Genomic DNA, 18,091 nt, shown 5'->3' with positions numbered 1-18,091 from the left:
CATGACCTTCAACCGCAGAGACTTCCTCCTCGGCACCGTCGCGGTCGCCGCCCTGCCGCTCACCCCCATTGGCCACGCGGCGGCGCAGACGCAGGCACCGGGCACAACGCCCAAGCGCGGTGGCGAGCTGATCTATCTCGATGCCGAGCGGACGACATCGTTCCAGCTCACCGGCTCAAGCTTCTGGCAGACCAGCGCCGTCATCAACCATCTGCTCGACCGGCTGGTCTTCAAGGATCCCGACACGCTGGAGCTGAAGCCCTGGATCGCCTCGAGCTGGTCGATCGACGCTTCCGGCACCGTCTACGACTTCGTCATCCGGCGCGGCGTCACCTACAGCGACGGCACCGCGCTCGATCTCGCCAGCGTCAAGCGCAACCTCGAATGGCAGTCGAACGGCGACAAGGACAAGGGCATTCCACGCAATTCCTGGTTCCCGCAGATCGCGTCGGTGACCACCGACGACGCGCGCCATGCCGTGACCGTGACGCTCGCCAAGCCGAATGCGCCGTTCCTGCACACGCTCACATCCGTCAAGGCGGGCCTCGTCTCCAACGCGACCATCGATGCCTCGCGCGAGACGCAGGCCATCGTCACCAATCTGATCGGCAGCGGCCCCTTCATTGCCAAATCCGAGATTCCCGGCAAGGAAACCGTCCTCGTCCGTCGCCAGGGTTACGCCTGGGCACCGGCCACCGCGAAGAACCAGGGCGAGGCCTATGTCGATTCCATCACCATCATCCCGGTGGAGGAAGACAGCGTACGCCTCGGCGCGTTGAAGTCCGGGCAGGGCCACGCACTGCGCTATGTCCAGCCCAGCGAGGAGAAGCCGCTCGTCAAGGCAGGCTATCAGGTGGTCGGGGTGCGTTCGCCCGGAACCGTCAACTTCCTGGAGGTCCGCTTCGGCGCCCCCTTCGTCGACGACATCAATGTCCGGCGCGCCATATTGCACGGTATCGACCGGCAGGAGATCATCACCAAGCTCTACACCGACAACTGGAAGGTGGCGACCAGCGTGCTGGCGCCGGGCACGCTGGGCTACAAGGATTTGTCGGCCAAATTTGCCTTCGATGCGGCGAAGTCGAACCAGTGGCTTGACGCCGCCGGCTGGACCGAGCGTGGCACCGACGGCATCCGGCGCAAAGACGGCAAGAAGCTTGAGATCAACATCTATGTCGACGTCTACGACAACACGTCGAAGCAGCTCTATCAGCTTATCCAGTGGCAGCTGAAGAACATTGGCCTCCAGCTGAACATCAAGGAGACCGACTATTCCAGCTATCCGACGGTGAGCTCCGATCCCTCGGTCGGGCTTCGCCGCAATGGCTGGCCGTCGGAGGATCCCTATACGCTGACCGTCTCCTACCTCAGCACGCTCGGCGACCGTTTCCGGCTCAAAGGCGAGGACAAGAAGCTCGAGCAGCTTCTTGCCGATCATGTCACGGCGGTCGATGTCGAACGCCGTGCCGAGCTGCTCGGCGAGCTTCAGGACTATCTCATCGACAATGTCTACGCGATCCCACTCCTTGAGGATTCTCAGGTTTTCGTCCTGCGTCCCAATGTGAGGGGTTTCGGGCAGACGCGTTCCTATCCCTGGTTCTACAACACATGGCTGGATACCTGAGCAGCAGCCGGGGAGGACGGCGCGCGGCTGAACCGGCGCCGCCGTCCTCCTCAGCCTCCTCCGTGGACGAGGCGGTGACGGCCCAAGCGGCCTGAATGTCGGACGGATGTCCGACGTCGCGCACCACACTGCCCCGCGACGTCACGACATGCGCCAGAACGCACTCATAGTTGCCCCCGTATGGCGGGGCTATTGCGGCTCGATTCCCGCGGCCCGCACCACCTCGCGACCCGTGTCCAGTTCGCGCTTGATAAAGCCACTGAACTCCTCGGGCGTGGAAGGCGTCACCTCGAAACCAGCCTTGTCGAAAGCTTCCCGCACCTTGGGTTGATCGAGATGCTTGTTGAGAGCCGTATTGAGCGTCTTTACCACCTCAGGTGCCAAACCGGCGGGAGCGGACACGCCGAACCAGCCCTCGACCACGAAATCGGGATAGCCCAGTTCCTTGAAGGTCGGGACGTCGGGCAGCAGCTTGGCGCGCTCCGCGCTGGTTGCGGCAATCGGCCGGATCTTGCCGAGGTGCGGCACCGCCGTATAGGCGGCCGTGACGATCAGGTCGACCCGGCCGGAAATGACGTCCGGCAAAGCGAGGTTGGTCGCATTGTAGGGAACATGCGTCAGCTTGATGCCGGCTTCCTTCTGGAAAAGCTCGCCGGCCAGTTGATGGCTGGTCGACCCCGTGGCGTAGGTCAACTTGCCGCCTCTCTCCTTGGCCAGCGCGATGAGTTCGTCGAGCGTGTTCACCGGCAATCCGGCGCTCACCGCGATGACATAGGGCTGCCGGGCCACCAGCCCGATCGGCGTGAAGTCCTTGGTCGGATCGTAGGTTGCAGCCTTGTAGAGCAGCGGATTGACCGAGAAGGTGGCGCCGTTGGCCTGCAGCAATGTGTAACCGTCGGGCGCGGCCTTCGCGCCTTGCACCGTGCCGATGATACCGTTGGCGCCTGGGCGGTTCTCCACGACGAAGGGCTGCCCGAGAATTTCTGTGAAGCCCTCCGTCACCACTCGCGACGCGAGTTCCGCTGCACCGCCGGCACCGAAGGGCACAATGTACTGCACGGGACGGGAGGGATAGTCGGCGGCTCGCACGGTGCCGGTCAGGGCGGTGACGGCGAGGATGACGAGCGTCAGGCGTCGAAGGACCATGGGTGCTCTCGTTTGGATGCGGATGGAGAAGGGTAGTCAAATGGCCGCGGCCTCGGCGCGCAGGCGCTTGCGGGGCGCCATCAGCAGGACGATGAGCACCGAGAGGACGAGGAAGAGGAGGCTGAGCCAACTGGTGACGAACACGCCGGGGTCGCCATGGGAGATCACCATGGCCCGACGGAAATGCTCTTCCAGCATCGGCCCGAGGATGATGCCGATGATGAACGGCACCGGCTCGCAGCGCAGGCGTGCCAGCAGGTAGGCGCCGACACCGAAGCCGAGCATCAGATAGAGATCGAAGGCCCGCAGGTTCAGGCTGTACAGCCCGAGCGCCGAGAAGACGAGGATCGCCGGAAACAACCAGCGATAGGGCACGCTGAGGATCTTCACCCACATGCCGACCAGCGGCAGGTTGAGGATCAGCAGCATGAGATTGCCGATCCACATGCTGGCGATGAGCCCCCAGAACAGCTCCGGGCGCTGGTTGATCATGTTGGGGCCGGGGTTAACGCCGTTCATCATCAGCGCGCCGAGCAGCATCGCCATGGTGGCGCTGCCGGGGATGCCCATCGTCATGGTGGGGATGAAGCCGGTCTGCGCCGCGGCATTGTTCGCGGATTCCGCCGCAGCGACGCCTTCGATGGCGCCACGCCCGAAACGAGAGGGATCACGGGCGATGCGACGCTCGAAGAAATAGGCGGCGATCGAGCTGATCGTCGGACCGGTGCCCGGCAATATGCCGAACAGCGCGCCGATGCCGGTGCCGCGCAGGATCGGCAGCCACGAGGCCTTGAGGTCGGCGAGGCTTGGCCAGATGCTGCCCGTCGCGGCCACCTCGCCCGGGCGGTTCTCCTTCTCGTCGAGCGTCTGCACGATCTCGGCGATGGCGAAGACACCGATGGCGACCACCACGAAGTCGATGCCGTCCATCAGTTCGAGCGAGCCGAAGGTGAAGCGGCTTGACCCGGTCATCGGATCCATGCCGACGAGGCCGATCAGCACCCCCAGCAAAGCCATGCCGATGCCGTTGAGCACCGAACCCTGCACCAGCGTGGCGGTCGCGATCAGCGCCATGAAGATGAGCGAGGCATAGTCCGCCGGCGAGAAGTTGATCACCCACTGCTGCAGGATCGGCGCGCACAGCACGATGAGCGCGGTGCCGATGCTGCCGGCGACGAAGGAGCCGATGGCCGCGATGGCCAGCGCCGCCCCTCCCCGCCCCTGCCGCGCCATTTGGTGGCCATCGATGCAGGTCACCACCGACGACGGTTCGCCGGGGAGATTGACGAGAATGGCGGCGGTCGAGCCGCCATAGGAGGCGCCATAGTAGATGCCGGCGAGCATGATCACGCTGCTCTCCGGCGGCATGCCGAAAGTCAGCGGGATGAGCATGGCGATGGTCAGCAGCGGCCCGACGCCAGGCAATATGCCGATCAGCGTGCCGAGCGAGACGCCGATCAGGCAGTAGAACAGGTTGAGCGGCGACGAGGCGACCTGGAAGCCCAGTGCCAGCGAGTGGAGGGCATCCATCACAACACGACCAGCGGGACCTGAAGCCCGAGAAGGAAATGGAAAATCGACAGGCAGATGATCTCCACCACCACGATCAGCAGCAGCGTCTCGCGCAGGGATGGGACACCGGTGGCAAAGAGGCTCACCACCACCAGGCCGGCAATGGCCGGGATCAGCCCTGTCGCGGCGATAAGCACCGAGAAGACCAGCACGGCGGCCGCAATCACCAGGAGCGGCCGCCACGCGATATGACGCAGTCCCTCGCGCTCGCTCGCACGAAAGGCCGACCCGATATTTACGAGGCCGATGAGCACGAGCAGTACGGCGACGAGCGTGGGAAAGTAGCCCGGCCCCATGTGAAGGGCCGATCCCCCCTCATAGCCTTGGGCGGTGACAAGAAAGGCCGTACCGCTCGCCGCGAAGATCGCGCCGACGATCACGGGCCTCGGGTTGCGCAGCGGACCATCGACGAGCGACATGTGGGCTCAGAACTTCTTGAATTTGCTTATGGAATCGACCAGCGACACGCCATCGCGCACGCTCGCCTGGATCGCGGCCTCGGCTTCGCGCAAGCCTGCGGCGGCCGCCAGGATCGCCTCGGCCAGTTCGGGGGCGACCACGATGACCCCGTCGCGGTCGCCAACGATGAGATCACCGGGCCGAATGCGCACGCCGTTGAGGATGACGGGAACGTCGATGGCGACCGTCGCCAGCCTTCCGATGGAGCGGCGCGGGTTCAGGCCGGTGCCGAAGACGGGAAGACCGATTTCCTCGGCCTCGTCGATATCGCGCAACGGTCCGTCGGTGACGGCTCCGGCAACGCCGAGCAGCGCCGCCCGCAGCCCCATATTGCCGCCCCAGGTGGAGTTGCGGTCGGCTCCGCCTGAGGCGAGCACGACCACCGTGCCCGGCCTGGCGGCGTCGATCGCCTTCTGCACACCCAGCGCGAGGCTCGGCTCGATCTCGGCCTGCGTCGCGTTCACCGGCAGGATGATGCGCTCGATCGTATAGGCCCGGCCAACCACCCGCCGACCGACGATCGGTTTCACGTCGTCGATCAGCGTGTTGGGCAGGCGCAGATTGTCCAGCGCGTCGGAGATGACCGCGACGGAGATGTCGGCGAAGGCGTCGACCAGTGCGTCGGGCCCGGTGGGCAATGCGGGGGCAGCCATGTGGTCGGCCTCTCAGTAATGGACGACGCCAGGCTGGCCACCGCCGACGGCGATGGCGTCGCCGTTGATGGCCACGCTGCGCGGCGAGGCAAGGAAGGTGATGACGTCGGCGACCTCGCTCGCATCGACGATGCGGCCGATGGAGTTCTTGAACTTCGTGCGCTCCAGTTCGGCGACGTCGACGCCTTGCAGGTCGGCCTGCGCCTGCAAGCGCTGGCGCAGTGTCTCGGTACGCGTGGTCCCGGGATGCACGACCGTGACATTGACGCCGTGCGGCCCGAGTTCATCGGCGAGATTCTTGGTCAGCGCCGAAACGCTGACATTGCGGATCGTCCGCACGATGGACTGCGCCTGCCGCGCACCGAGGCCGCTGATGTTGATGATACGCCCCCAGCCCTGCTTGACGAGATGCGGCGCCACGGCGCGGGCGGTGCGCAGATAACCGACGACCTTGATGTTCACGTCGTCCCAGAACACCTGGTCGGATGTCTCCGCCAGCCGTTGATAGCCGCGCCCGACCTGCTGGTTCGATGCGCTGTTGACGAGAATGTCGATGCCGCCCAGCTCCTCCACCGCGCGCTCGACCAGCGCCCGCACGGAGGCGTCGTCTCCGGTGTCGGTCGCGATGGCCACGACCCGGCGCCCGCTGCGTGCCGCGACCTCGGCGGCGGCAGCTTTGGCCACATCCTGGTTGCGGGAGGCGATGACGATATCGACGCCCTCCGCCGCCAGCGCATGCGCGGCGGCGAGCCCGAGTCCCTTGCTGCCACCGGTGATGATGGCGCGCTTGCCGGTCAATTGGAGGTCCATTGGATCATTCCTGCTGTCGATCGGGATTGGGCCGGCGCTCACGCGCGGGACGAACGGCCTTCAACCGGATGGCTGGGGTCGGTGAAACCGTGCGTCGAGGGATGACCGGCGGGCACCAGCCCATCGATCAGCTGTTCGTCTTCGCGCGAGAACGGGTATTCGAGGGCGCGGGCGTAGCTCTTCCATTGCTCCAGCGTGCGCGGGCCGGCGATGGCCGACACGACGACCGGATTGTTGAGCACCCAGGCAAGGGCGAGGTCGGCGGCATTGAAGCCCTTGGACTCGGCCTGGAGCTTTACCTGCTGGGCGATGCGCAGGGATTCCGGCCGGAACTCGACCTCGTGGATCCGCTTGTCCTCCCGGCCGGCGCGGCTTTCGGCGGGCGGCGGCGCGTCGGCGGCGTATTTGCCGGTGAGGACGCCTCGCGCCAGCGGGCTGTACGGCACCACGCCGAGCCCGTAATAGCGCGCGGCGGGCAGTTCCTCCTGCTCGGCCGAGCGGTTGACGAGATTGTACAAGGGCTGGCTGGCGATAGGCCTATCGATGCCGTTGGCATCGGCGAGGCGCGCGACTTCCGCAATCCGCCAGCCCCTGAAGTTCGACACGCCATAGTAGCGGATCTTGCCGGCCGAGATCAGGTCACCCAGCGCGCGTACGGATTCCTCCAGAGGGGAGTCAAAGATGGCACGGTGGAAGTAGATGAGGTCGATATAGTCGGTGCCCAACCGCTTGAGGCTCGCCTCGACCGCCTGCACGATCCATTTGCGGGAGATCCCGCCCTCATTGGGGCCCTCGCCGATCTTGCTGCCGAATTTGGTCGCCACCACCCAGCGGTCGCGATCGCCCGCAATGTGCCGGCCGACGATCTCCTCCGAGCGCCCCTTCCCATAGCTGTTGGCGGTATCGATGAAATTGACGCCGCTGGCGCGCGCGGATGCGATGATCTCGCCCGCCACGGCCTCGTCGGTCGCCGTGCCGAACATCATGGCGCCAAGGCAGAGCGGCGAGACTTTCACGCCACTCCGCCCGAGATAACGGTACGTCATAAAGCAAGGCTCCTGGGGATTGCCGCGTGCGTTGCGCCGGCAAGAGGGAAGGTCAGGCCACGGCCTGGTCGGCCGGAACGCCGGCAAAGTTGCGAAGCCCGGCTTGCGCGAGGAGCGGCAGCACACGGCGGCCGAAATGCTCGAGATCGGGCTCGAAATCGAAGAAGCTCACCTGGATGCCGTCGCAACCCGCCTGTCGCAGCCGCAAGATGCCCTCTGCCACCTGCTCGGGTGAGCCGATGAGCTGGACGTTGCCGCCGACGATGCGTTGCTCCAGCGTGTGCTTGGCCCATGACTTGGTGTCGCCGCGGGCCAGCGAGCGCTGCGCGGCCTCGACGTCGCCATGGGCGAGAATGGCGTCATAGGTGGCGCGCGCCTCGCGCTCGGTGTCCCGGCAGATGATGAGCGGATTGATGATGGGACGCACCCGGCGCCCCTGCGCGGCGGCCTGTGCGTGAACCGCCCCGGTCAACGCCGGCAGGGCCGCCACCGCAGCGTCGATCTCCGCGCCGCCGGGGCTGGTGATGAACATCAGGTCGGCGTGCCGCGCGGCATAGGCGATGCTCGCCGGCGAGGTGCCTGCCGTCACGAGAATGGGGCGCCCGTCCACCGGACGCGGCGTGATGTAGGCATCGGCAGCTGACCAGAAGCGGCCGGTGCGGTTCAGATTCTCGTCGCGCAGCCAGAGCGCTTCCAGGAATTCGGTGAACTCGCCCAGCATGTCGTAGCGCAGGTCGTGCTCGATCTCCTCTTTGCCGAAGATGCCCCACTCGGAGGTGCGGTGACCTGTGATGAGATTGGCACCCCAGCGCCCGCCGGTGATGTGGTCGAGCGTGGCGCCATACTTCGCCAGCTGGACCGGATGCAGGCCATAGAGCGTATGCACGGTCGAGATGAGGGCGATGCGCTGCGTCGCGCTCGCCAGAGCGGCGGTGGTGATGAAGGGATCGAGCGAGGTGCCGCGATAGGCGAGATCGCCGCCGTAGCCGTCCTTCTTCAACCACTGGGCAAGCCCGAACACCAGATCGAAATCCAGCGCCTCCGCTCTCTGCACCAGAGTCCGGATGTACTCGAAGCGCCAGGTGGTGCTCCTGGGAAGGCTCGAAAAGCTCCATCCGCTGCTCTGGACAGGCAGGAACAGGCCGACCAGGAAGCTCCGCCGCGCCAGCCTTTCGCGCGGCGTCAGCTCGTCCGCCGTACCTGCGGGGCCGGCCGGCGCCGGTGATTGCGGATCACGGGACATGAAGCACCTTCGGACGTCATGGGAGGTCGCCACGCATGCGGCGATGGCTCGAATTAATCTATTTTTTCCATAGACTTTTAGAATCTCTGGTGTCAATAGTCCGCTGCGCGTCACCAAGCACTTCAATCAGCCTGAGGCACAGATCATGTCAGACGTTCTCGCCCACGATTCAACTATTGCGCGAAATGAGCGGACTGCCAGTGAGTCTTCGAGCGCCGCCGGGGGAAACAATTCGAGGAAATACGACACGATTTCCGTACTGGATCTTCACAACCTTCTGACGTCCGAAAACGAAGTCGCTCTTCTCGATGTACGCGAGGAGGGAGTACATTCCACCGAAGGTCACATCTTCCTTTCGGTTTCCGCGCCGCTCAGCCGGCTGGAGGTGCGCATCGGCATTCTGGTGCCGCGCCGCACGACGCCGGTAGTGGTGTTCGACGCTGGCGACGGCGCCCTCGCGGCCCGCGCGGCGATCCGGCTGCGCGAACTCGGCTACTCCGATGTTCGCCGGCTCGAAGGCGGCCTCGCCGCCTGGGGGCGCGCCGGGCACGAGGTGTTCACCGACATCAGCTCGGTCAGCAAGAGCTTCGGCGAGTTCGTCGAACGCGAATACGGCACGCCACACATCTCCGTCGCCGAGCTGAAGGCGAAGCTCGATGCCAGCGAAGATCTCGTGGTGCTCGACAGCCGGACATTGTCGGAGTTCGAGGAGAAGAGCATCCCGGGAGCCTTCGCCGCGCCGGGCGCCGAGCTGGTGCAGCGCGCCTTCCAGTTCGCCGACCAGCCGGAAAAGCTCATCGTGGTCAATTGCGCCGCGCGCACCCGCAGCATCATCGGCGCGCAGGCGCTGATCAATGCCGGCGTGCCCAACCGCGTCGTCTCGCTCGCCAATGGCACCATGGCCTGGCTGCTGGAGGGCCATCAGCTCGCGCATGGCGAACGGCGCGAACTGCCGATACCGGGGCCGCGCGATCTCGAACGGGCGCAGCAATCCGTCACCACACTGACCGAACGCTTCGGCGTGCGGCGCATCGATGGGGACACGTATCGGCGGTTCGTCGCCGAAGCCGGTGAGCGCAGCCTCTATCGCCTCGATGTCCGGCGGCAGGAGGAATATGAGGCAGGCCATCTTCCCGGCTCGTACTCGACGCCGGGCGGGCAGCTGGTGCAGGGGCTGGACCGCTGGGTCGCGACGCGCAACGCCCGCCTGGTGCTGATCGACGGTCCCGACGCAATCCGCGCCACCATCACCGCGTCCTGGCTGATCCAGATCGGCTGGGGCGAGGTCTACGTCTATGCCGACGGCCTTGACGGCGCGTTGGAGACCGGACCGGAACCCGTATCCGTGCTGGGCACGGTGCCGGACGTCGCGACCATCGACGTCGCCGCGCTGTCGGCGCTGCTGGAGCGCGACGCGGCGACGGTAATCGACCTCGACACCAGCCGGGCCTATCGTTTCGGGCACATCCCCGGCGCCTTTTTCGCCATCCGCGCCCGCTTCGCCGACAGCTTGAGGAAGCTGGGCGGCCCCGGGCCGGTCGTCATCGCCGGACCGGATCGCGCGCTGGCCGCGCTGGCGGCGGCGGAGGCGGCGGCCATTACCGGCCGCCCCGTCAAGGTGCTGACGGGTGGCACCGCCGCCTGGAAGGCCGCTGGCCTTCCGCTCGAAGCCGGCGCCGCGCGGGCGCTCGACGCCGTCAATGAAGACATCCGCCTCAACGCCTATCAGGCCGATACCGAGGATCGGCACGCGCTGTTCCGTGAGCACCTCGCCTGGGAGGTGCAACTCGCCGACCAGGTCGAACGCGACGACACCACGCCCTTCCGGCGCTTTCCGCTTGCCGGCGCACGCTCGGCAGGCACGGACGGAGGCGCACGGTGACGGACGCACTCGCAACGCTCGCGGAGGGCGCCAGCGTCGCCCGGTCGCGGGCACCTGCCGGCGGCCGCATTTCGCGTTCGCCGCAGCTTCAGGATCTCAGCCCCGGCGAAGCGAGGAGCACACGGTGGCGGCAGGCTTCGCCCTGGCAACGGCGCGCCACCCGGCTGCTGGTACCGGTTCTCATTCTCGCCGCCTGGCAGTTCGTGTCGGAAGCCGGCCTCGTCTCGACTTATGTCTTGCCGCCGCCGACCGCCATCCTCGCGGCGTTTCATGAGCTGATCGTCACCGGCGAATTGCAGAGCGCCATCGTCACCTCCAGTGCTCGCGCGCTGTCCGGCCTGGTGATCGGCGGCTCGCTCGGCCTCGCCCTCGGCCTGTTCGCCGGCCTGTGGAAGCTCGGCGACGACGTGTTCGACGGACCGATGCAGATGCTGCGCATGGTGCCGTCCATCGCGCTGATCCCGCTGTTCATCGTGTGGTTCGGCATCAACGAGACGGCGAAGATCGCGCTGATCATCACCGCCACCGCCTTCCCGATCTATCTGAACACCTATGCCGGCGTGCGCGGTATCGACAACAAGCTGATCGAGGCCGGCATCATCTTCGGGCTGGACCACAAGAAGCTGGCCCGGCGCATCATCCTGCCGACCGCGCTGCCCTCGATCCTCGTCGGGCTGCGCTACTCGGCCGGCTCGTCGCTGCTGGCGCTGGTCGCCGCCGAGCAGATCAACGCCCGCTCCGGCATCGGCTACATCCTGACCATCGCCAACCAGAACCAGCGCGTCGACATCATCATCGCCGGCATCATCGTCTACGCCCTGCTCGGGCTGGCGCTGGCCGCGTTCATGACCTTCGTCGAGCGCCTGTTCCTGCCCTGGAGGACCGATATTGTCCTCGGCTAGCCCTGCCCTCCACCCGCTCGACCCGCAGCCGGCGGGCGCCCCCACCGACATGGCGGTCCATCTGCGCGACGTACGCCGGGTCTTCTCCGGCCGCGAGGTGCTCGGCGGCATCGACCTGTCGATTCCGCCGGGGGAATTCGTCGCGCTGCTCGGCCATTCCGGCACCGGCAAGACCACGATCCTGCGTATCCTCTCGGGCCTCGACCGCGCGGACGCCGGCACGGTGCAGGTGCCCACGGCGCGCTCGGTGGTGTTCCAGGAGCCCCGGCTCGTCCCCGCCAAGCGGGTCTGGCAGAACGTGGTCATCGGCCACGACCAGAACCGCCCGGCACGCGAGACCGCCATCGCCGCCCTGCGCGAGGTCGGGCTCGGCCAGCATGTCGATGCCTGGCCCAAGACGCTGTCGGGCGGCGAAGCCCAGCGCGTGGCGCTCGCCCGCGCGCTGGCGGTGGAACCGGACCTGCTCCTTCTGGACGAGCCGTTCGCCTCGCTCGACGCGCTCACCCGCATGCGCATGCATGATCTCGTCGCCCAGCTCTGGGAGCGTCACCACCCGGCGGTGGTACTCGTCACCCACGACGTGGACGAGGCCATCGTGCTCGCCGATCGCATCATCGTGCTGAATGCCGGGCGCATCACGCTCGATGTCCGCGTGAACCTGTCCAAGCCCCGGCTGCGCACCGATGCCCGCTTCGGCACGTTGCGTCAGCGATTGCTCGACGAATTGGGCGTCATCTCGCAGCCGGCGCGGCACGACTGACCCGCGGTCCGCAACGGATCGCCCGCCCGGACATTTCCAAGGAACCTTCCCATGACCATCACCCGCCGCAACCTGCTGGCGACAGGCCTCTCCCTTCCTCTCGCCGGCGCGCTCCTCGCCGTGCCCGGTGTGGCGGCCGCCCAGGACGCCAAGCCGAAACCCAAGCTGATCGTCGGCACACAGGACGCCGGCTTTCCGCACATCGCCGACGCGTCCGGCGCCTACAAGGACGCCCCCTACGAGGTGGAATGGGCGGTGCTGCCGGGACCGGCGGCGCAATTCCCCGCGCTCTATTCCAAATCGGTCGACATCGGCTGGCTCGGCGACACCTCGCTCATCCTCGAACAGGCCAAGAGTACCACGCCCTGGACGCCCGACACCGCCCCGCTGCGCATCGTCGCCGGCTGGCGCAACTTCGATCCGCAATTCCGCCAGCTCGTCACCGTGGTCCGCAACAGCGCCGATGTGAAGTCGCTGGCCGATCTGCGCGGCAAGAAATGGGCGTTCAACTATGGCGGCATCAACCACCTGCAATATGTGCTGTCGCTGGTGAAGGCCGGCCTTCAGGAGAGCGACATCGAGCCCGTTCAGCTCGGCGACGGCTTCCAGGCGGCGGCCGCCTTCAATGCCGGGCGCACGGAGGTCTATTCCGGCGACTTCGTCCGGGTGAAGGAGCTGGTCGACAAGGGCGAGGCGCGCATCCTGCTCAATGGCGATGATCTCGGTATCCCCGGCCTCACCGTCTATGCCACCCGTCAGGACGTGCTGCAGGATCCCGAGCGCAAGAAGCAGCTGGCCGACTTCCTCGAGCGCGGCCGCAAGCTCTGGGCCTGGTACGACGCCAATCTGCCCGCCGTGGCCAAGATCTACGTCGACAAGGTCAAGTACACGCCCGAGAAGGCGGAGGCGCAGGCTGGCCGCAACAAGAGCCAGTTCGTGCCGATCGACGCCAAGCTCCTCAAGGAGGAGCAGAACATCGCCGATGTGCTGTTCGAGCGCGGCTTCATCAAGAACAAGGTCGACGTGAACGCCGGTTTTTCCGGCGACTACAACGTCTTCACCATCGGCGGCGCGGCGGCGCAGTAGCGCTGCCTTTGCCTGCCCTTTTGCCTCTGGAGTTCCAACATGTCCCTCACCCGTCGTCGCGCGTTTCACCGGCTGGGCCGGTTCGTTCTGGGTGGCGCGCTGGCGCTCGCCATTGCCGGCACCGCCACCGCGCAGACACCTCGCCCCCGGCTGGTGGTCGGCACCCAGGACCCCGGCTTTCCGGCGATCGTCGAGGCGTCGGGCGCCCTCAAGGATGCGCCCTTCGACCTGGAATGGGCGGTGCTCGTCGGCCCCACCCCCGAACTCGCGGCGCTGCATTCCGGCTCGCTGGATGTCGCCTGGCTGGGTGATACCTCACTGATCCTCGAACAGGCGCGCAGCCCGAAGGACTGGACGGCCGAGACCGCGCCGTTCCGCATCGTCGCGGCGTGGCGCAACACCGACCCCGCCTATCGCAAGACATCGGACGTCACGGCAGTGCGCAACAGCGCCAACATCAACAGCCTTGCCGATCTGCGCGGCAAGAGCTGGGCCTTCAATGTCGGCGGCGTCAACCACCTCGTCTACGCGCTCTCCGTGTTGAAGGCCGGCTTGACCGAAAAGGATGTCGAGCCGGTCATCCTCGGCGATGGCCATCAGGCCGCCGCTGCCTTCAATTCCGGGCAGGTCGACGCCTATTCCGGCGACTATGTGCGGGTGAAGGAATCGCTCGACAAGGGCGAAGCCCGTGTCCTGCTCGACAGCGACGAATTGAACATTCCCGGCCTCACCGTGTTCGCCACCCGCGGCGACGTGCTGACCGACCCCGTCAAGAGCGCCGCGCTCGGCGATTTCCTCTCGCGCATCCGCGACACCTGGGGCTGGTATCGCCAGAACCTTCCGGCGGTGGAGACCATCTACGCCGAGAAGGTGAAGTTCACGCCCGAGAAGGCCAAGGCGCAGGCCGGCCGCAACCAGGGCGAATTCCAGCCGCTCGACGCCAAATTGCTGGGTCGTCAGCAGGAGATCGCCGACATCCTCTTCGCCAACGGCATCATCAAGAAGAAGGTCGACGCCGCCGCGGGCTACACCGACCAGTTCGCCCGGCAGACCGCCCCGCGCGACTGATCCGCCACGCCTCTCGCACAGGGCCCTGCCCGCTTCAGCCAGAAAGTGTCCAGAATGCTCGATAAATCGGTTGCCGCGCAGCGGCGGGTCGAGGCAGCGGAAGAGCCTGCCGTTCACCTTATCCGCAGCGACGACGAGGCTCTGGCGATCGCCGCCGCGCTCGCGGAGGATTTCGCGCGGGACGCCGGCAAGCGCGACCGCGAGCGCATTCTGCCGTGGGACGAGCTGAAGCGCCTGTCGGCGTCCGGTCTGCTCGGCATCACCGTTCCCAAGGCCCATGGTGGCGCAGGCGCCTCCTATGTCACGCTCGGACGCGTCGTCGCGCTGATCGCGGCAGCGGATCCCTCGATCGCGCAGATCCCGCAAAGCCACTTCTCGGCCGCCGACAAGCTGCGTGTCCTGGCGGAAGAAGACCTCAGGTCGTTCATTCTTGGCGAGTTCCTGCAGGGTCGCCTGTTCGGCAACGCGACCGCCGAGCCCGGCGGCAAGACAAGCAAGGAACACAAGACGCGGTTTACCCGCCTCGGCGACCATTTCCGCATCGACGGCACCAAGGTCTATGCCACCGGTGCACTGTTCGCCCGCTGGGTGTCGCTGACCGGCACCGACGAGGACGGCAATGACTGGAACGCCTATGTGCCGCGCGAGACGCCGGGGCTCGAGGTGATCGACGATTGGGATGGTTTCGGCCAGCGCATCACCGCGAGCGGCACGGTGAAACTCGACGGTGTTCTGGTCGATGCCCATTTCGTCTATCCGCGCAGCGCCCGCGACGACCGGATTCACACGGCGAGCGCCGTGGCGCAGTTCATTCATGTCGCCATCGATCTCGGCATCGCCAAGGCCGCGCTGGACGACACGATCCGCTTCGTCTCGACGCTCGCGCATCCCGCCCGCGGCAGCGGCATCGCCCGTGCGGCCGACGACCCCATCGCCGTGCGCGACATCGGCGAGGTGACGGTTCAATATCATGCGGCCGAAGCGCTTCAGGACCGTGCCGGCCGCCTGATCGACGAGGCCATCGTCTCCGGCCGCGAGGCGGATGCCGCGAAGGCACTGGTGGCGGTGGCAGAGGCGAAGATCCTCACCACCGCCGTCGCGCTTGCCGCCAGCAGCAAGCTGTTCGAGCTCGCCGGCACCCAGGCGACCCACGCCCGTCACAATCTCGACCGCCACTGGCGCAACGCCCGCACCCACACGCTGCATGACGGCATCCGCTGGAAATACCACGCGGTCGGCAATTTCTACCTGAATGGCCAGCTCGCCGACCCCTGGACGATGGGCCACCCCTATCGCCCCGCGCCGGCGGAGTGAGGCCGCCGTGTCGATCGTCAATCTGCAACCGCGCCGGCCGGACGCGCAGGAGAACGGACTTCGTCTCCTGGAAGACCGCATCCGCGAGGAACTGGCCTATATCAACTATCCGCCGAAGAACTGGGTGCCGGAAACCGTCCATCCCGTTCACGGCAAGGTCAGCGACGTCGTCATCGTCGGCGCCGGCATGTGCGGCCTCGCGGCCGCCTTCGCCATGCGCCAGATCGGCCTGCTGAATTTCCGCATGCTCGACGGCAAGGCGCGTGGCACGGAAGGGCCGTGGATCGATTATGCGCGTATGGAGACGCTGCGCTCGGAGAAGACGCTGATCGGCCCCTCGCTGCGCATGGCGAGCCTGACCTTCCGTGCCTGGTACACCGCCCAGCACGGTGTCGCCGGCTGGGAGGCACTCGGGCGCATCCCGCGCCCTCTATGGATGGACTACCTGACCTGGTACCGCACCGTGCTCGACCTGCCGGTCGAAAACGGCGTGCGGCTGACGCGCATCGAGCCATTCGAGGGCGTGCTGAAACTCCATGTGGAAGGCGCGGCGCAGCCCTTCATCCTCACGCGCAAGCTCGTGCTGGCGACCGGGCGCAACGGGCTCGGCGGCGTGCGCACGCCGGAACTGGTCGCCGCGCTGCCACGGCATCTATGGGCGCATTCGATCGACCCGATCGATTTCGCCCGGCTGGCCGGGAAGCGCGTCGTCGTGGTCGGCGCCAGCGCCTCGGCCATGGACAATGCCGCCACCGCGCTGGAGAACGGCGCCGCCGAGGCCCGCATCCTCGCCCGGCGCCCGAAGATGCTGGGCATCAACAAGATGCGGGCCGTGGGCGTCGATGGTTTCACCTATGGCTATCCGGCGCTGTCGCCGGAATGGCAGTGGAAGATCAAGCGCTATACCGAATCCTACCGCTCGCCGGCCCCACGCCCTTCGGTACTGCGCGTCAGCCGGCATCCGAACGCCTATTTCCACTTCAGCTTCCATATCGAGCGGATCGAGGCTCACGGCGACACCGCCGTCATCGTGGCGAAGGACGGCCGGCGCATCGCCGCCGACCTCATCATCACGGCGACCGGCTTCGATGTCGACGTCGCCCGGCAGGCGGAGATCGCCGACTTTGCCGAGCACATCGCGCTCTGGCGCGACCGGCTGCCGCCGGCGATCGGGGACGAGGACGAGGAGCTCGAGCGCTACCCCTTCCTTGGCCCTTCGTTCGAGTTCCTTGAGAAGACCCCAGGCGCGGCCCCCTTCCTGAAGGACATCCACTGCTTCAATCACGGGGCGACCATGAGCCTGGGCCGCGTGAGCAGCGACATTCCGCAGGTGAGCGACGGCGCGGTCTGGCTCGCCCACCAGCTCGCCTCGACGCTCTTCGTCAGCGACGTCGAACGGCACTGGCAGGCCATCCTCGCCTATGAGGACAAGGAACTCTACGGCGACGAATATCGCGACGCCGACGCGGCAGACGACCTCCAAGGATCCATCGGAGCTTCAACGTGAAATACAATAATGTCGGCTTGAGCGGGCTAAAGGTTTCCGAACTCTGCCTGGGAACCATGACCTTCGGTCGCGAGACAGGAGCCGAGGAGGCGCGCGCCATTCTCGATGCCGCGCTGGCAGCCGGGGTCAATTTCATCGACACCGCCAACACCTACGCCAAGGGCGCCTCCGAAACGCTGATCGGCGACTTGCTGCGCGACCGGCGGCACGAGGTGGTGATCGCGACGAAGTTCGGCAATCCGGTCACGCCGGCCCCGAACAATGGCGGCACCTCCCGCGCGCATATCCTGCGGGCGGTCGAGGACAGCCTGTCGCGCCTGCGTACCGACTATCTCGACATCTACTACGTCCACCACATCGATCCCGATACGCCGCTGGAGGAGACGCTTCGCGCGCTCGACGATCTCGTGAGGCAGGGCAAGGTCCGTTATATCGGCTGCTCGAACTTCGAGGCGTGGCGACTGCTGGAATCGATCTGGATCAGCGAGACGCGCAACCTCGCGCGCTTCGTCATCTACCAGCCCCAGTACAATCTGCTGGTGCGCGACATCGAGGACGAGATCATTCCCGTCGCCGAACGCAAGCAGGTCGGCGTGGTGCCGTGGGGACCGCTGGCCGGCGGCCTGCTCACCGGCAAGTATCGCGGCGTCGGCGAGACGCTCGCCGGCACGCGCTCGCAGGACGGACAGGGATTCAGCAACCGCATTCCCTTCCTGTCCCCCAACAGCGAGGCGACCCTTGGCACCCTGTTGGACGTGGCGGCAGAACTCGGCCGCTCGCCGGCGAGTGTCGCCATACGCTGGCTGCTGGAGCAGCCGGCCGTGCCGAGCGTGATCCTCGGCGCTCGCACGGTCGAGCAGTTCAGCACCAACCTTGCCGCCAGCGGTTGGCAGCTGCCGGCCGAAGCCCGGGCCCGGCTCGACAAGGTGTCAGCCCCAGCTCCCCGATATCCGAAGGATTCCGAGCTGACGCGCAAGCACCGCCCGGCCTGAGGCCCCATCGGCGCCGGCTCACCGACT

The 18,091-nt window shown here is 66.6% G+C and carries 16 protein-coding genes; 9 read left to right on the top strand and 7 right to left on the bottom strand.

The window, feature by feature from the left end; all coding sequences use genetic code 11:
• The first annotated feature begins 1 nt into the window (after window position 1).
• Window positions 2-1,624 carry an ABC transporter substrate-binding protein gene (locus KHC28_RS20300; protein WP_214010190.1) on the top strand — a complete coding sequence of 541 codons (1,623 nt, stop codon included), beginning with the start codon at window positions 2-4 and terminating at the stop codon, window positions 1,622-1,624.
• Window positions 1,625-1,813: 189 nt separating this feature from the next.
• On the opposite strand, the gene KHC28_RS20295 is transcribed toward KHC28_RS20300, so the two are convergent.
• From KHC28_RS20295 to KHC28_RS20265, 7 genes are read right to left on the bottom strand one after another with little or no spacing between them, the layout of a single operon-like run.
• Window positions 1,814-2,770, bottom strand: a complete 957-nt coding sequence (locus KHC28_RS20295; protein ID WP_214010189.1) for a Bug family tripartite tricarboxylate transporter substrate binding protein — start codon at window positions 2,768-2,770, stop codon at window positions 1,814-1,816.
• A 36-nt stretch (window positions 2,771-2,806) separates the two neighbouring features.
• The gene (locus KHC28_RS20290; protein WP_214010188.1) at window positions 2,807-4,300 is read right to left on the bottom strand and encodes a tripartite tricarboxylate transporter permease; all 1,494 of its coding nucleotides are present in this window, start codon (window positions 4,298-4,300) and stop codon (window positions 2,807-2,809) included.
• On the bottom strand, window positions 4,300-4,761 hold the full coding sequence (locus KHC28_RS20285; protein WP_214010187.1) for a tripartite tricarboxylate transporter TctB family protein: 462 nt from the start codon (window positions 4,759-4,761) through the stop codon (window positions 4,300-4,302). Before KHC28_RS20285 ends, KHC28_RS20290 begins: the two co-directional genes overlap by 1 nt.
• A gap of 6 nt (window positions 4,762-4,767) precedes the next feature.
• Window positions 4,768-5,454, bottom strand: coding sequence for an RraA family protein (locus tag KHC28_RS20280; protein WP_214010186.1), 687 nt, complete (start codon window positions 5,452-5,454; stop codon window positions 4,768-4,770).
• Between the two features lie 12 nt (window positions 5,455-5,466).
• Window positions 5,467-6,264 (bottom strand): SDR family NAD(P)-dependent oxidoreductase, encoded by a 798-nt coding sequence (locus KHC28_RS20275; RefSeq protein ID WP_214010185.1) that lies wholly within the window; start codon window positions 6,262-6,264, stop codon window positions 5,467-5,469.
• Between the two features lie 38 nt (window positions 6,265-6,302).
• The gene (locus KHC28_RS20270; RefSeq protein ID WP_214010184.1) at window positions 6,303-7,310 is read right to left on the bottom strand and encodes an aldo/keto reductase; all 1,008 of its coding nucleotides are present in this window, start codon (window positions 7,308-7,310) and stop codon (window positions 6,303-6,305) included.
• A gap of 52 nt (window positions 7,311-7,362) precedes the next feature.
• On the bottom strand, window positions 7,363-8,553 hold the full coding sequence (locus KHC28_RS20265; protein WP_214010183.1) for an LLM class flavin-dependent oxidoreductase: 1,191 nt from the start codon (window positions 8,551-8,553) through the stop codon (window positions 7,363-7,365).
• Window positions 8,554-8,698: 145 nt separating this feature from the next.
• Between KHC28_RS20265 and KHC28_RS20260 the strand changes: the two genes are divergently transcribed.
• The 8 genes from KHC28_RS20260 to KHC28_RS20225 are packed head-to-tail and all read left to right on the top strand — an operon-like array spanning window position 8,699 to window position 18,064.
• On the top strand, window positions 8,699-10,435 hold the full coding sequence (locus KHC28_RS20260) for a rhodanese-like domain-containing protein (RefSeq protein ID WP_214010182.1): 1,737 nt from the start codon (window positions 8,699-8,701) through the stop codon (window positions 10,433-10,435).
• Window positions 10,432-11,337, top strand: coding sequence for an ABC transporter permease (locus tag KHC28_RS20255; RefSeq protein WP_214010181.1), 906 nt, complete (start codon window positions 10,432-10,434; stop codon window positions 11,335-11,337). The genes KHC28_RS20260 and KHC28_RS20255 overlap by 4 nt, the downstream gene beginning before the upstream one ends.
• A gap of 49 nt (window positions 11,338-11,386) precedes the next feature.
• On the top strand, window positions 11,387-12,097 hold the full coding sequence (locus KHC28_RS20250) for an ABC transporter ATP-binding protein (protein ID WP_214010281.1): 711 nt from the start codon (window positions 11,387-11,389) through the stop codon (window positions 12,095-12,097).
• A gap of 51 nt (window positions 12,098-12,148) precedes the next feature.
• Window positions 12,149-13,183 (top strand): ABC transporter substrate-binding protein, encoded by a 1,035-nt coding sequence (locus tag KHC28_RS20245; RefSeq protein WP_214010180.1) that lies wholly within the window; start codon window positions 12,149-12,151, stop codon window positions 13,181-13,183.
• A 39-nt stretch (window positions 13,184-13,222) separates the two neighbouring features.
• Window positions 13,223-14,251 carry an ABC transporter substrate-binding protein gene (locus KHC28_RS20240; protein WP_214010179.1) on the top strand — a complete coding sequence of 343 codons (1,029 nt, stop codon included), beginning with the start codon at window positions 13,223-13,225 and terminating at the stop codon, window positions 14,249-14,251.
• Window positions 14,252-14,305: 54 nt separating this feature from the next.
• Complete coding sequence (locus KHC28_RS20235; RefSeq protein WP_214010178.1) at window positions 14,306-15,565, top strand: SfnB family sulfur acquisition oxidoreductase; 1,260 nt, start codon at window positions 14,306-14,308, stop codon at window positions 15,563-15,565.
• Between the two features lie 7 nt (window positions 15,566-15,572).
• A complete protein-coding gene (locus KHC28_RS20230; RefSeq protein ID WP_376772768.1) occupies window positions 15,573-17,072 on the top strand; it encodes an NAD(P)-binding domain-containing protein in 1,500 nt (499 codons plus the stop codon).
• On the top strand, window positions 17,069-18,064 hold the full coding sequence (locus KHC28_RS20225) for an aldo/keto reductase (RefSeq protein WP_312893287.1): 996 nt from the start codon (window positions 17,069-17,071) through the stop codon (window positions 18,062-18,064). The genes KHC28_RS20230 and KHC28_RS20225 overlap by 4 nt, the downstream gene beginning before the upstream one ends.
• Window positions 18,065-18,091 lie beyond the last annotated feature (27 nt).

The sequence above is a fragment of the Ancylobacter sonchi genome, from assembly GCF_018390695.1.
GTDB classification, from domain to species: Bacteria; Pseudomonadota; Alphaproteobacteria; order Rhizobiales; family Xanthobacteraceae; genus Ancylobacter; species Ancylobacter sonchi.
The sequence above is the reverse complement of the archived record's forward strand: the minus strand, read 5'-3'. Positions and strand labels throughout refer to the sequence as shown.

Bases quoted from the DNA above. Each gene is read 5' to 3' on its own strand.
- KHC28_RS20280 (WP_214010186.1), bottom strand. From the start codon at position 5,454: ATGGCTGCCCCCGCATTGCCCACCGGGCCCGACGCACTGGTCGACGCC.
- KHC28_RS20290 (WP_214010188.1), bottom strand. From the start codon at position 4,300: ATGGATGCCCTCCACTCGCTGGCACTGGGCTTCCAGGTCGCCTCGTCG.
- KHC28_RS20260 (WP_214010182.1), top strand. From the start codon at position 8,699: ATGTCAGACGTTCTCGCCCACGATTCAACTATTGCGCGAAATGAGCGG.
- KHC28_RS20285 (WP_214010187.1), bottom strand. From the start codon at position 4,761: ATGTCGCTCGTCGATGGTCCGCTGCGCAACCCGAGGCCCGTGATCGTC.
- KHC28_RS20295 (WP_214010189.1), bottom strand. From the start codon at position 2,770: ATGGTCCTTCGACGCCTGACGCTCGTCATCCTCGCCGTCACCGCCCTG.
- KHC28_RS20250 (WP_214010281.1), top strand. From the start codon at position 11,387: ATGGCGGTCCATCTGCGCGACGTACGCCGGGTCTTCTCCGGCCGCGAG.
- KHC28_RS20300 (WP_214010190.1), top strand. From the start codon at position 2: ATGACCTTCAACCGCAGAGACTTCCTCCTCGGCACCGTCGCGGTCGCC.
- KHC28_RS20270 (WP_214010184.1), bottom strand. From the start codon at position 7,310: ATGACGTACCGTTATCTCGGGCGGAGTGGCGTGAAAGTCTCGCCGCTC.
- KHC28_RS20235 (WP_214010178.1), top strand. From the start codon at position 14,306: ATGCTCGATAAATCGGTTGCCGCGCAGCGGCGGGTCGAGGCAGCGGAA.
- KHC28_RS20275 (WP_214010185.1), bottom strand. From the start codon at position 6,264: ATGGACCTCCAATTGACCGGCAAGCGCGCCATCATCACCGGTGGCAGC.
- KHC28_RS20265 (WP_214010183.1), bottom strand. From the start codon at position 8,553: ATGTCCCGTGATCCGCAATCACCGGCGCCGGCCGGCCCCGCAGGTACG.
- KHC28_RS20240 (WP_214010179.1), top strand. From the start codon at position 13,223: ATGTCCCTCACCCGTCGTCGCGCGTTTCACCGGCTGGGCCGGTTCGTT.
- KHC28_RS20245 (WP_214010180.1), top strand. From the start codon at position 12,149: ATGACCATCACCCGCCGCAACCTGCTGGCGACAGGCCTCTCCCTTCCT.